Origin of the sequence: Tardiphaga sp. vice304 (genome assembly GCF_007018905.1) — a bacterium.
GTDB lineage: Bacteria > Pseudomonadota > Alphaproteobacteria > Rhizobiales > Xanthobacteraceae > Tardiphaga.
This window is the reverse complement of sequence record NZ_CP041402.1, coordinates 1,364,770-1,377,646: the sequence shown is the minus strand read 5'-3', so window position 1 is coordinate 1,377,646 and position 12,877 is coordinate 1,364,770. Positions and strand designations below refer to the sequence as shown.

The 12,877-nt window shown below is 64.6% G+C and carries 11 protein-coding genes and 1 pseudogene; 5 read left to right on the top strand and 7 right to left on the bottom strand.

From position 1 onward, the window contains the following. Positions 1-118 precede the first annotated feature (118 nt). Together FNL56_RS06500 and FNL56_RS06495 are read left to right on the top strand one after the other, a co-directional pair. Positions 119-499 carry a hypothetical protein gene (locus FNL56_RS06500; RefSeq protein ID WP_143572033.1) on the top strand — a complete coding sequence of 127 codons (381 nt, stop codon included), beginning with the start codon at positions 119-121 and terminating at the stop codon, positions 497-499. A 248-nt stretch (positions 500-747) separates the two neighbouring features. After that, the gene (locus tag FNL56_RS06495; protein ID WP_143572032.1) at positions 748-1,038 is read left to right on the top strand and encodes a hypothetical protein; all 291 of its coding nucleotides are present in this window, start codon (positions 748-750) and stop codon (positions 1,036-1,038) included. A gap of 1 nt (position 1,039) precedes the next feature. Here the strand turns inward: FNL56_RS06495 and FNL56_RS06490 are convergent, their stop codons facing one another. From FNL56_RS06490 to FNL56_RS06480, 3 genes are all read right to left on the bottom strand, one after another. After that, complete coding sequence (locus FNL56_RS06490; RefSeq protein ID WP_143572031.1) at positions 1,040-1,558, bottom strand: DUF4112 domain-containing protein; 519 nt, start codon at positions 1,556-1,558, stop codon at positions 1,040-1,042. Positions 1,559-1,612: 54 nt separating this feature from the next. Continuing rightward, a complete protein-coding gene (locus tag FNL56_RS06485; protein ID WP_143572030.1) occupies positions 1,613-2,836 on the bottom strand; it encodes a GGDEF domain-containing protein in 1,224 nt (407 codons plus the stop codon). 175 nt (positions 2,837-3,011) lie between these two features. Continuing rightward, complete coding sequence (locus FNL56_RS06480) at positions 3,012-3,830, bottom strand: lytic murein transglycosylase (protein WP_143572029.1); 819 nt, start codon at positions 3,828-3,830, stop codon at positions 3,012-3,014. Positions 3,831-4,523: 693 nt separating this feature from the next. On the opposite strand from FNL56_RS06480, the pseudogene FNL56_RS28975 reads away from it, so the two are divergent. Continuing rightward, positions 4,524-4,649: pseudogene (locus FNL56_RS28975) on the top strand (RlpA-like double-psi beta-barrel domain-containing protein); the annotation flags it as partial. Positions 4,650-5,681: 1,032 nt separating this feature from the next. Here FNL56_RS28975 and FNL56_RS06470 read toward each other — a convergent pair. Continuing rightward, complete coding sequence (locus tag FNL56_RS06470) at positions 5,682-6,053, bottom strand: hypothetical protein (RefSeq protein WP_143577617.1); 372 nt, start codon at positions 6,051-6,053, stop codon at positions 5,682-5,684. A 414-nt stretch (positions 6,054-6,467) separates the two neighbouring features. Between FNL56_RS06470 and FNL56_RS06465 the strand changes: the two genes are divergently transcribed. Continuing rightward, entirely contained in the window at positions 6,468-6,740 is a 273-nt protein-coding gene (locus tag FNL56_RS06465) for a DUF2798 domain-containing protein (protein WP_143572026.1), read from the top strand. Between the two features lie 182 nt (positions 6,741-6,922). Here the strand turns inward: FNL56_RS06465 and FNL56_RS06460 are convergent, their stop codons facing one another. Continuing rightward, the gene (locus tag FNL56_RS06460) at positions 6,923-8,623 is read right to left on the bottom strand and encodes a methyl-accepting chemotaxis protein (protein WP_143572025.1); all 1,701 of its coding nucleotides are present in this window, start codon (positions 8,621-8,623) and stop codon (positions 6,923-6,925) included. 601 nt (positions 8,624-9,224) lie between these two features. On the opposite strand from FNL56_RS06460, the gene FNL56_RS06455 reads away from it, so the two are divergent. Beyond that, positions 9,225-9,698, top strand: coding sequence for a hypothetical protein (locus tag FNL56_RS06455; RefSeq protein WP_143572024.1), 474 nt, complete (start codon positions 9,225-9,227; stop codon positions 9,696-9,698). A gap of 292 nt (positions 9,699-9,990) precedes the next feature. On the opposite strand, the gene FNL56_RS06450 is transcribed toward FNL56_RS06455, so the two are convergent. Next, complete coding sequence (locus tag FNL56_RS06450) at positions 9,991-10,554, bottom strand: type 1 glutamine amidotransferase domain-containing protein (RefSeq protein WP_143572023.1); 564 nt, start codon at positions 10,552-10,554, stop codon at positions 9,991-9,993. 219 nt (positions 10,555-10,773) lie between these two features. After that, positions 10,774-12,870 (bottom strand): RNA polymerase sigma factor RpoD, encoded by a 2,097-nt coding sequence (rpoD, locus tag FNL56_RS06445; RefSeq protein WP_143581844.1) that lies wholly within the window; start codon positions 12,868-12,870, stop codon positions 10,774-10,776. Positions 12,871-12,877 lie beyond the last annotated feature (7 nt).

Below are 12,877 nucleotides of genomic sequence, written 5' to 3'. Positions count from 1 at the left end.
GACCAAGCCTGTATCAGGGCAGTCGCCGGGGCGTTTTGGCCTCCCGATGAGGGGCTGCCTCAATTAACGACATGCCTCATCCGCATGCATACCGTCCAAAGCACTGAAGGCTACCGTTATGTCGACCCATTCCAACCGCTGGCTGCTGGGCATTGGCCTAGCCGGCCTGCTGCTTGAGACCATCGTCTCCCACCCGGCGCTGGCCACCGACAAGGTGTCACTGTTCAAGGTGATCTCCGCCCGCGACGAGATCGTGATCGGCATGACCGACGATCAAATGTCGAAGCTGGACGCGCGCAATGCCGGCGGCGTGGCCAAGCGGCTGGTATCCGAGGGCACCATGACCGTCTGGCAATATGCGGTGCGCAAGGCCGAAGCCGGTGCGCTGGAGCAGGCGCCGTTGCGCCAGGTCGGGCTGCTGTCCAATGACGCGCTGCGCGTCGAGCCCTTCACCACGCCCTTGAAGATCGTGCCGATCCCGGATTCCAGCGGCCAATAGCCGACAAATCGCGCCGCACGCCGGCGAGGAACCCCGCATCTTCCGCCAGGTACCTGCAAAAACACGATTTATGAACGCTTGGCGGAGCTGGCGCAGCCATTCATCATGCTGCATCGGTGCTGTCGCAATCGGGCAAAACGTGCTTATATCAGGGTCTGTCCAGAAATGATGTTCCGCGGGCCGCCAGCCGGCTGCTGTCGCGAAGGAAGCGTCGTTTCGTTGCGTACAATCATTTGAGGTCCCGGACCATGGCAGCTTTCAGCTACAACACCGCCGCAGAATTGTTCCCCGCCGCGATCCGCAAGAAGAAGCGGGCCGGCTTCGCCTATCGCCGTTTCGACACCGCTGCCGCCGCGGTGCAGTTCGCGATCGAACAACTGCCGGCGGATTCGCTTAACGGCGCCTATTTGCAGGTCGACGAGGCCCGCTTCGACCAGTCCGGCATTCGCACCTTGTATGAGAGCGAAGACTTCCCGCTGGAGCGCCGGGCGCCGGAGCCGGCCGCGGAGGCCGCCACCGACGACGCGGACGCTGCCTAAGCTAAAGCCTCGGCTGCTTGTCCAGCCATTTGCGCAGCATCCGCATGTTGCGGACGTTGGCGCGAAACATGACGTCGAAGGCATCGCCGACAAACGGCACGATGCCGACGACGCCGTCCAGCGCCACATTGCCGAGCATCCGCGACGTGATGTGCCAGGGCGCGCCGAGCGCGCGGGCCTCGCGCACCAGCCACAGCGAAATCGCGGTCGTGATGATGTCGCCGACCACCGGCACCAGGCCGATCAGCCCGTCGATGCCGTAGCGGATGTTGGTGCCCGGCACCACGAAAGCGACATCCAGCAATTTCGCCAGCGCCTCCAGCCGCGCCACGCGCTCCTCGCGCGTGAGTGCCGCAAATGGATTGGCCTGGTGCGTGCTGAAATCGAAGCGAATGCCGGCGGCGTCCGGACGCAGGCTCTCGGGGCCGACCTCGCGGCCGTCCTGATCGATGATCGGGCCGCGCGCCGCATGGGGGCGGGCTGCGGTCGCGGTGCGGGAAAATGTTCGTTCGTTCGCCATACGCGTCACATGGGTAGCAGACGGCGCTTTCGCAAGCGGCATCGCGTCGCGTGCTCAGGCGCGCGTCGGGCGGTTCGGGTGCAGCGCGCCGGCGGTGTCCGGCACCAGCGACGGCGAGGTCAGCGGGCTCAGCGCATGGCGGTTCTTGCCGCCATGCTTGGCGGCGTAGAGGGCCCGATCGGCCGCGGCGATCAGATGTTCGGGGTGGGTGGCAATGGGCGGCTCCCATTGCGCGACGCCGATCGAGGCCGCGATCGGCAATTCGCCGGCGCTGCAGCCTTCGGCATCCAGCCGGCACGCCTCCAGGATCCGCGCAGCGATCGATGCGGCATCGTGCAGCCCGGTGCCCGGCAGCACGACGCAGAATTCGTCGCCGCCGGTGCGCGCCAGGAGATCGCCCGGCCGCAACATGCTCTGCGCCATCGTGGTGAAGTGGCGCAGACAATCGTCGCCGGCGGCGTGGCCATGGCTGTCATTGATCACCTTGAAGCCGTCAAGGTCGATCGCCAGCAACGCGAACGGCACATGGGAGCGCACCGCGCGGGCGCATTCCTCATCGAGCCGCTGCAGCAAATGCCGGCGGTTGGCGGCGCCGGTCAGGTCATCGACCAGGGCTAGCTCGGTCAGTTCGCCGCGCAGCGCATCGATCGCCATCAGCAGCGAGCCGAAATTCCACGCCATCGTCAGAAACACGATCAAGAGCAGCAGTATGGCCTGCAGCGCATTGAAATCGATCAGCGTCAGCGCGCCGCCGATCGACAGCAGTGCTGCGCCCGAGCGCAGCACATGGACGCCGACGAACAACACGCCGATCGTGCCGGCCAGCCTGGCGCCGGGATTGGCGCGGTCGCGCTGTGCCGTCAACATCGCCCGCGTTGCGATCAGCAGCGGCACCGACTGCCCAACCGAATAGATCACGATCCGCACCGCCATGTCGTCGCGCCACAGCGTGAACAGCGCCAGCGCCGCCACCGTCAGCGCGGTGGCCAGGACGGCGAGGCGCCACGACACCCGGCGATGATAGAACCGCAACACGCCATAGGCGTTGATGTAGCTGGAGAAGATCAGGATGCCGCCGCCGAGCAGGACCGGAATCAGCAGATCGACCTCGCCGCGCAGCATCGACACCGCGCTGCCCACCCCCGCGACGGCGGTCGAGGCCGCCCAATAGCGCGCCGGGGTGAATTTCGGATAGGCCCGCGCGACATAGGTCCAGACCAGGCCCAGCGCGACGAAATTGACCAGAAACACCGTCCACATGGTCGGCACGCTCAGCATCGCAACCGCCGATCCGCCCGTCCGCTGCCGTTCTCAGGTGATGAGCTCATGTCAAGGATCCGCCGCGCCGTTCCGCTGTCGCCGGCGGTACGATGCAGCCTGCCGCGTTAATGGAACCTGACCGCGGACCCGTAATTCACCGGCCAGGCGCGAATTTCTGACCGATGGTTACCTTCTAGCCGCGCAGCCGGTCGGCGAAGTAGCCGATCGTCTTCCGGTAGATCGTGGCCCGGTTCCACTCGCGCATCGCCTCGAAATTCGGCGTGCCCTCGCCGTAGGGCTGGCCGCCCTTGAAGCCGGCGGTCTTCAGCAGATTGGCGGTCGAGGCCAGCACGTCGGGCACCGAGTGGCGCAGGTCGACATGGCCGTTGCCGTCGAAATCGACGCCGTATTTGATGTAGGACGACGGCAAAAATTGCGTCTGGCCGAGCTCGCCTGCGAAGGCGCCGACCAGGTCCGACTTCGGCAGATCGCCGCGCTGCAGGATTTTCAGCGCCGCGAGCAGCTCGCCCTGGAACAGTTCGGTGCGGCGGCAATCATGCGCCATGGTGGCAAGCGTGCGGATCACCGGCATCTTGCCGATGTCGCCGCGGCCGAAATCCGACTCCAGCCCCCAGATCGCCACCACGATCTCCGGCGGCACGCCGAACCGCGCCTCGATCCGCGACAGCAAGGAGGCGTGCTTCAGCAGCATCTGCTTGCCGATCGAGATGCGGCCGGCGCCGACGCGGGTCGAGACATATTGCTCGAAGGTCTTGTTGAAGGTGCCGCGCTGGCGGCGATCGAACGACAACACCGCGGGGTCCTGCGTGACGCCGGCGAAGGCGCTCTGGATCACTGCCTGCGAGATGCCGGCGGCGGCTGCCTCCTGCTGCATCGAGGCGACGAAGGCGTTGAAATCGCCGCCGCAGCGCGCGGCCGAGGCGGGGGCTGCGAGCACGAACGGCGCCAGCAACAAGGCGCCTGCAGCGATCACCCAACGACGTCCCGACATTTGAAATTCCTTATGATTGAGCAGTCATCCTGCCATGCAGGGAGGTGCGACGTCAAAACGGCAACGGCAAGGCGGTGCGGCTTCCTTGAAAGCGGCTGGCCGCCGACGCGGGTTCGCGATCCCGCGACGCGCAGCGCGCCCGGGGGGTGGATCATTCCCCGCCCTCCCTTTCGAGAGAGCGTGCGGAACGCCGGGTGCCCGATGCACCCGTGGCTCCAGGCGCCGATGCCGTATTCGGCAAGGCAATGCGCCCGGTCGTCTCGGATTCACCGGGGCATCACCCGGCGTTCCGCACGCAGTGGGCTTCCGGCTTGCTTCGCGAGACCCCCGGTGAACGAGCCTTGTTGTTCGACCACCGCTGCAGGGGACTTAACGCGCTTTGGCCACCCTCGTTGAGAGGAGACAGCCGCAGGCGCCGCCCCATGGCGCAAGGCGATGCGCCGGGAAAACGCGACTTGGGCCGGCCGCGCGCAGCCTCGTCGTCCTCTCCGGCGGTGATCTCGGGGGCCACCGGCCCCCCTTTCAGTTGTCCGCCGGACGACACCACGCGCGTCCACCGCATCCCGCCCCGCAGACCGTGACGATCGCGAGCCGCCTCTCTCAGTGAGACGGGATGAGGAGGATTATAGTCGACTTAGGAAAATTGTCAAGGGCATCCAAATTGTTGTGACGTTGCTTCACCATGCCTGGGGCAGCGTCAAGGTGCGGATCAACGATCGGGGCCCGTTCATCGCTGGAAGCTGCATTGACCTGTCGCGCGCTGCGGCGAACGCGATCGGTATGGGTGGAACCGCGCGGGTGTCGGTCGATCGCCATTAGCCGAATGTCGTTAGCGCAAAGTCGCGATCCGGGCCGACAGTATCGACAATGAATGCTCCAAAGCCCCGATCATAAAGGCCACGCCATCGCAAAGCACCGGTGCAAAGCTATTTGTGTTTCAGGCGTCGCGCGCGCTGGGGGTTGATAATCGTCCAGGATAAGCTGCGCCTTGCAGTGGCGATCGGCCTCAGTTCTTGTTCCGACAGGGTCGTAGGTTCCTACCCGGTCGGATGCGGCCGTTGGCCCAGCGCGACAACCTGGAGGGGGCGCGCCGGGCCGGGCCAAAGCAGGTGGGGTCGACCCACAAGGCCGATCGAATAGAGCATCCGCGAATTGCCCTCGCGGTCAACCTCTAGACGAGAAATTCTTCTAGCCAATGTCAGTCAAGCGCATGTGACAGTTACATGATCCTGCCTGTGGCAGTTCATCGCACTTGAGAAGATGCGTCAGTACGATGCATCGACATGGTGTGTCATGCGTAACGCCTTCTCCCGCTCTTTGCGTTCTTCCTTCCGAAACTCGGCTTCCCGTCGTTCGAACTCTGACATCTGCTCCTGGGCTAGCTGCATGAATCGCCCTCGAGGCGTCATCATGAGTTTTGTTCGATCTGACATAGCCAACTCCCACTGCCTGTCGCTGAGTATACAGTACAAGGTATTCGGATGGGTGCACTGCGGCTGATCAAAAAAGATCATTATTCGGTTCCGAGCAGGCAAAGCCCGCACGAGCGTCGCGGGATGCGGGGTAGTGCGGGCGCAGGCGGTCCCGCATGTCGCTTCGCTCATGCGGGCTACCGGGTTGCTATCGGCGGCGGCGCGCGCGGCACCCCCCTCCCCGGCCCTCCCCGCAAGGGGGGAGGGAGCATGACCGCCGGTGCAGGGTTCCCGCACGGTGCCTGACATTGCGTGGCGAGCGTAGGGCGCAATAGCGCAGCGTATTGCGCCGTCAGCCGGTCCGGCGCTGTCGATGGGCAGCGGATAACGCCTTTTCCACAGCTGCAATCTGCGGCGATAACTGATCCGCCCTACGCGCCTATCCGGCCAGACTGACGGCCAGCATCAGCCACACGATCGCGATCATCAGCGGGTAGAGGCCGAACAGTTTCGAACGCAGCGGGATCGGCGTATTCCTGTTGTCGTTATCGTAGTTGAAAGGCAGTTCGGAGAATTCGATCCCGAAGCGGCGCGGGTTTTCGCGCGACAGATAGGCCAGCGCGTCATTGGCGAGGAAATAGAACTCGGCCAGGATGATTGCCCCGAACAGATACAGCGCATCGTTCGCAGCGAATTTCTGCGGCACGGCGGCAAGGCCGATACCCAGCAGGCCGCAGGTCAGCGCGAGCAACGCCGCCGTAGCCGCCGCCGCGCCGCCCAACAGCACTCCGAACTTGACGAACTTCCTCATGCCGGCATCCTTCCATAGTGCCGAGACGGGTCGCACGCATAGGGCGCAATAGCGCAGCGTATTGCGCCGCCTCTCGTCGTATCGGCGGATTACGCTTCGCTGGTCCGCCATACGAGTTAGAATCCTGAGATGCATTGAACATCTCGGGATTCCGGGCCTTCACCAGCCGGCTGCGCCGTCTGGCGCATCCCGGAATGACGGAGGGGCCGCCTTCACGGACACCCCGCCACGTCGCTCTCCGCCACCCTGCAATTTCCGCTGGCGCCGCGGCGCGGGCGGCGCTATGAGGTTCGCGCTGCGCTCCTGCGCACCGTAAGCGTCTCACGTCAGGCAACGCATTCAACCCGGTCGGATCGAGCCGGAGAATGCTGCTGCGGACCTGATCGATCGACCGACCTATCCACGAGTGACCTGATGAACATGCTTCGCAAGCTGCAATCGCGCGGCAAACTGCCGGCGCGCTACGCATCCGTCGTGATGCCGCTGGTGTTGTCGCTGCTGATGACCTTCGTGGTCTCGGCGATTTCGACCCTGAAGAGCCTGGGGCCGACACAAGCCTTCCTCACCACCTGGCCGGTGGCCTGGGGTCTGTCGTGGCTGGTGTCGTTTCCCACCCTGCTCGCGCTGCTGCCCATGGTCCGGCGCCTCGTCGCGCTCGTCGTGGCGCCGCCACGGCCTGAGGGCTGACCGGCACCGCCAGACGAAGGGCGGCAGAGCTGCCGCCCTTCGTGGATCAGCAAGCGTAGGGCGCAATAGCGCAGTGTTTTGCGCCGCCCATCGTCATGCGCCATCGACGGGAGGCGGATTACGCCTTCACCGAAGCTCTGCGAGCTACGGCGAACGCTAATCCGTCCTACGCGCTGGCCGCCTTAAGCGGCGCGCACGGAGTCGAGGAACTTGCCGACTTCCTGCTTGAGGCGGTCGCTGTCGCGCGACAGCAACTGCGCCGCCGACAGGATCTGCGAGGACGCCGTCCCGGTCTCGCTGGCGCCGCGCTGCACCTCGACGATGTTGGAACTGACATGCCGGGTGCCCTCGGCCGCGCGTTCGACGTTGCGGGAAATTTCCTGCGTGGCCGCGCCCTGCTGTTCGACCGCGGCGGCAATCGTCGAGGAGATGTCGGACAATTTCTCGATGGTCCCGCTGATTTCCAGGATCGCATCGACCGATTCCTGCGTCGCCGCCTGGATGCCGGCGATCTGCTGCCCGATCTCGCCGGTGGCCTTGGCCGTCTGCTCGGCCAGCGCTTTCACTTCGCTCGCCACCACCGCGAAGCCGCGGCCAGCGTCGCCGGCACGCGCCGCCTCGATGGTGGCATTGAGCGCCAGCAGATTGGTCTGGCCGGCGATGGTGTTGATCAGTTCGACGACATCGCCGATGCGGGCGGCGGCCTTCGACAGCGCACCGACCCGGTCGTTGGTCTTGCGCGCCTGCGCCACCGCGTCGGCGGATATGCGCGCCGAATCCTGCACCTGTCGGCTGATCTCGTTGACCGAAGACGCCATCTCGCCGGTCGCCGACGCCACCGACCGCACATTGCTGGATGCCGCGTCCGAGGCCTCGGCCACCGTTGCCGCGATTTTCTGGGCCTTGTCGGCGGTCTTGTTCAGCGTGCCGGCCGACTGAGCCAGCCCGCCGGACGCCGTGGTGACGGTCTCGATGATTTCGCCGACCGCGCCTTCGAAGCCATCGGCGAGCTTGATCATGTCGGCGCGGCGCTTTGCGGCGCCGCGCTGTTCGGTTTGCAACTGGTCGGCCTTCAAGCGCTCGACCTCGATGGCGCTGCTCTTGAACACCCCCACGGCGCGGATGATTTCGCTGACCTCGTCATCGGCGGTCGCCTGCGGAATTTCCACGGTCAGATCGCCGGCAGCCAGGCTGCGCATCTTGGTGGTCAGGCTGCGCAGCGGCCGCACCGAGCTGATGCTCCACCAAGCGAAACCGCAGCCGACGATCAGCGCCAGTCCGCACAGCACTTCCATCTGCGTCTCGAAGCTCTGGGTGACCTCGCTGACGCTGGCAGCGACCTCCTTGTTCTTGCGTTCCTGAAGATCGATGAACTTGTTGATGACGGCGAGCCACGTCACGAAGGCCGGCCGTGCCTCGTTCATCAGCGTCAGACGCGCCGTCTTGGCGTCGCCCTTCTTCTGCTGCTCGACCACCAGCTTCAGCGCGGCGTTGGCACGGCTCCGGGCGGCCTTGATCTCGGCGTTGATGCTGCGCTCATCGGCGGTCATGTCCGGCCGGGTCGCGAACATCTTTTCCATCGCGGCCTCGGAGTCGGCGTAGAACGCCTCCAGCCGGCTGATGTCATTGAGCACGTTGGCCTGCTCGCCCGGCTCGACGAGGGTCATGTCGCGCACCAGGATCGCACGATCGTGCACGCTGCCGCGGAAATTGATCGCATAGCGCTGCTTGACGCTGTTGAAGTCGTTGATCAAGGAGAGATTGGTGCTGACGCTGTTGACCCGGTAGATGCTGATCACCGTGAGCGACACCATGAGCAGAAGGACGGTGGCAAAGCCGGTGGCAACCCGCGTGGAAATTCTGGTATTGCTAACAAAGCTCATGCGGTTCCATCCTGCTCCGGCCATTCGCCAGGGATTCCGACCGTCATCGGTGGAATCATGACGTGATGCGCCACCATGCGGACGCCCGCCTAAGCAACTCTTAATCATGCGGAGATTCACAAATTGAAGCGGGACTGAGCGCGGTGTCGTACAGAGGCGACCGAGTTCCACCGAGTTTAGTCAGGGCTTCGGCGCGATGTAACGCTCAAGCAGATGGCGGACCTTGCGGCGCGCGGTTCCTCGTCTGCTAGCGCCGGAGCAGTTGCGCCGCGCTGCGCCGATGCTTGCCGTTCTTGAGTTCCCCGGTGATCTTTTGCGAGAACGCATCTCGGCGACGTTGAGCAACAGATAGCCAAGCATCCGGGCCAGCGGCAAACTCCCTTGCGGATAAAGTCGATACTCTGACATTGGTGGAACTACACTGCGGGCGGCGGCAGGCGATGTTCCATTTGCCATCGGCGGCGGAACCCTTGGCACCCCTCCCCGGCCCACCCCGCAAGGGGGGAGCGAGCATGGACAGTGGCGCAGGGTGCAAGATGCCGCGCTTGCAGGGCGCATCGGGCCGGCTACGATGGGGCACGCTCACGGCGCGGACGGCAACATGCGACGGCTGCTGAAATTCCTGCACACCATCGGCGCGATCGGGATGATGGGCGCGATGACCTGCCTGCTGGTGCTGCTTGCGCTGGCGCCTGCGCCGTCGCAGGCCGCCGAATATTCCGCGCTGTACGGCGCGATGGGCAGGATCGCGGGCTGGGTGCTGTTTCCGTCGCTGGGGCTGACGCTGGTGTCGGGCCTCTTGGCGATGGCCGCCAACCGCGCCTACCAGAACGCCGGCTGGGCGCTGGTCAAGCTCGCCACCGGCGTGCTGGTGTTCGAGGCCGGCTTTGCCGGCGTGGTCGGCCCCTTGCAGGACGAGGCCGAGCGCAGCGCGCAGGCGCTGGCGAGTGGTGCGGCGCTGGTGGAGACCTCGGGCGCCATCACCGGCACGATCTGGGTGCTGATCGCGCTCTCCGTGCTCAATGTCGCGTTCGGCGTGTGGCGGCCGAGGCTGAGACGGCGGGTGAAAGCGTAGGGTGGGCAAAGCCGCGACGCGCTGTTCTTACCCTCCCCCTTGCGGGGAGGGTGGCCGCGCGCAGCGCGGTCGGGTGGGGGTGCCACAGGCGACAGCGTCTGCGGCACCCCCACCCGTCACGTTTGTTCGCTGCGCTCTCAAACGCGCCACCCTCCCCGCAAGGGGGAGGGGAAGAACGTCGGCGCTGTTGGTAACAAAGCACGTTAGCCGCAAACGATGCGTTTGATAGTTTGTAAAGAAGACGCGCCGCAGCGAGGCTGCGACGCGTTGATACTTACTCCGAGTACGCTCCTTACGCGGCAGCGCGCTGGTGCTTGCTGGACTTGATCTCGGCGATGATCTGCTTGGAGAACGCTTCGAGATCGCCGGGATTCCGTGAGGTGATGATGCCGCCATCGCTTACGACGGCCTTGTCTTCCCACTTGCCGCCGGCATTGATGACGTCGGTCTTGATCGAGTGATACGACGTCATCTTCAAATTCTTGACGATGCCGGCCTCGATCAGCAGCCACGGCGCGTGGCACACTGCGGCTATCGGCTTGCCGCCGGCATAGAACGCCTTGATCAGCGCCAGCGCATCCTCGTTGACGCGCAAGAGGTCGGGGTTGATCTGGCCGCCCGGCAGCACCAGCGCGTCGTAGTCGTCGGCCTTCGCAGTGGCCAGCGTGGCGTCGACCTTGACCGACTGGCCCCAGTCGTCGCCGTCCCAGCCGCGGATCACGCCGACTTCCGGCGAGACGACATGGACTTCGGCGCCGGCCTCGGTGAGGCGATCGCGCGGAACTTCGAGTTCCGACTGTTCGAAGCCGTTGGTGGCGAGAATGAGGACGCGCTTGCCGGTCAGTTGAGCGGACATGATGTTCTCCATCGTTGAATTGATGTGAGGACAATGGCTGGCGCCAATGATCGTTCCGTGTGCTGCGCGCCGCTGCGATCACGTTGAATTGGCTGGCGGGGTGGCAAAACAAAGAAATGCCCGGCGCGAGCCGGGCGTTTCAACGGATGGCGGATTAGCGTAGCGTAATCCGCCATCCGTTCGGCGGCGGGTTACGCCTTCGGCTAACCCGCCCTACTTTTAGTTATCCAGGAACGACCTGAGCTTGCGGCTCCTTGACGGGTGCTTCAGCTTGCGCAGCGCCTTGGCTTCGATCTGGCGGATGCGCTCGCGGGTCACCGAGAACTGCTGGCCGACTTCTTCCAGCGTGTGGTCGGTGTTCATGCCGATGCCGAAGCGCATGCGCAGCACGCGCTCTTCGCGCGGGGTGAGCGAGGCCAGCACGCGGGTCGTGGTCTCGCGCAAATTGGACTGGATCGCGGCGTCGATCGGCAGGATCGCGTTCTTGTCCTCGATGAAGTCGCCGAGATGCGAATCTTCCTCGTCGCCCACCGGCGTCTCAAGCGACAGCGGCTCCTTGGCGATCTTCAGGACCTTGCGCACCTTCTCCAGAGGCATGCCCAGCTTCTCAGCCAGTTCCTCGGGAGTGGGCTCGCGGCCGATCTCGTTGAGCATCTGGCGCGACGTGCGCACGATCTTGTTGATGGTCTCGATCATGTGCACGGGAATGCGGATGGTGCGGGCCTGGTCGGCGATCGAGCGCGTGATCGCCTGTCGGATCCACCAGGTCGCATAGGTCGAGAACTTGTAGCCGCGGCGGTATTCGAATTTATCCACCGCCTTCATCAGGCCGATGTTGCCTTCCTGGATCAGATCGAGGAACTGCAGGCCGCGGTTGGTGTATTTCTTGGCGATCGAGATCACGAGACGGAGGTTGGCTTCCACCATCTCCTTCTTGGCCTGACGGGCTTCGCGCTCGCCCTTCTGCACGCCGTGCACGATCTTGCGGAATTCGCCGATCTCGAGCCCGGTGAGGCCGGCGAGCTGCTGGATCTCGCTGCGCAACTCCTTGATGCGGTCCTTCTCGACCGCGACGAAGTTCTTCCAGCCTTTTGCGGAGAGCTTCGAGACGCGATTCAGCCACTTCGGATCGAGCTCCGATCCGACGTAGTTGCGCAGGAAGTCTTCGCGGGCGACGCCGTGGCTGTCGCCGAGCCGCAGCAGGCGGCCTTCGAAGGAGACGAGGCGCTTGTTGATGTCGTAGAGCTGCTCGACCAGCGAATCGATACGCGCCTGGTTGAGGCGGAGCGACTTCACCTCGACGATGATGTCGTCCTTGAGCTTCTTGTACTTGCGCTCCTGGGCCGGCGACAGCGTCTCGCTCTGCAACTGGTTGGCGATGTCCTGCTCCTGCAGGCGGCGCAGCTTCTTGTAGTTGTCGGCGATCTTGTCGAAGGTCTCGACGACCTTCGGCTTCAGCTCGGCCTCGATGGCGGCGAGCGACATCTGGTTTTCGAATTCGTCGTCGTCGCCGTCGTCACCTTCGGCAGCGGCCGGCTCCGGTGCCGGAGCCGGAGCGGAGCGCGGCGGCGCGGCGCGGAACGGGGTCGGCGCCGGCGGCGCAGCCGGCGGGGCTGTGACCGCATCGGCGTCGCCATCGGCGGCGACCGGCGGCGCAATCAGCGCCGGGTTCATGTTGTTCTTGGAATCCGGGCCGGCATAGGTGGCCTCGAGATCGATGATGTCGCGAAGGAAGATCTTGCCTTCGTTCAATTCGTCGCGCCAGATGATGATGGCCTGGAACGTCAACGGACTTTCACACAGACCTGCGATCATCGCCTCGCGGCCGGCCTCGATGCGCTTGGCGATGGCGATTTCGCCCTCGCGCGACAGCAGCTCGACCGTGCCCATCTCGCGCAGATACATGCGGACGGGATCGTCGGTGCGCTCGCCGGGCTCGGATTTCTTGGTCTCGGTAACGGCCTTCTGGGTGACCTCGACGAGTTCGTTGTCGGTCTCTTCCTCGGCCTCTTCCTTGGTCTCTTCCTCGTCCGAGTCAGCGTCGTCGGATTCCGACACGTTGATGCCCATATCGGAGAGCATCGACATGATGTCTTCGATCTGTTCGGGAGAGGTGGTGTCCGAAGGCAGGACGTCGTTGAGCTGATCGAAGGTCACGAAGCCGCGCTTCTTGGCCTGCTTGATCATCTTCTTGACGGCGGCATCCGAAAGGTCGAGCAACGGCGACGGCGCATCGGGAGCATCCTTCTCCGGCGCGTCGGCCTTGTCGTCTTTTTCCTTGTCTTTCGCCTGCAGCGTCTTTGCCTTGGTGGCCATTCAATGC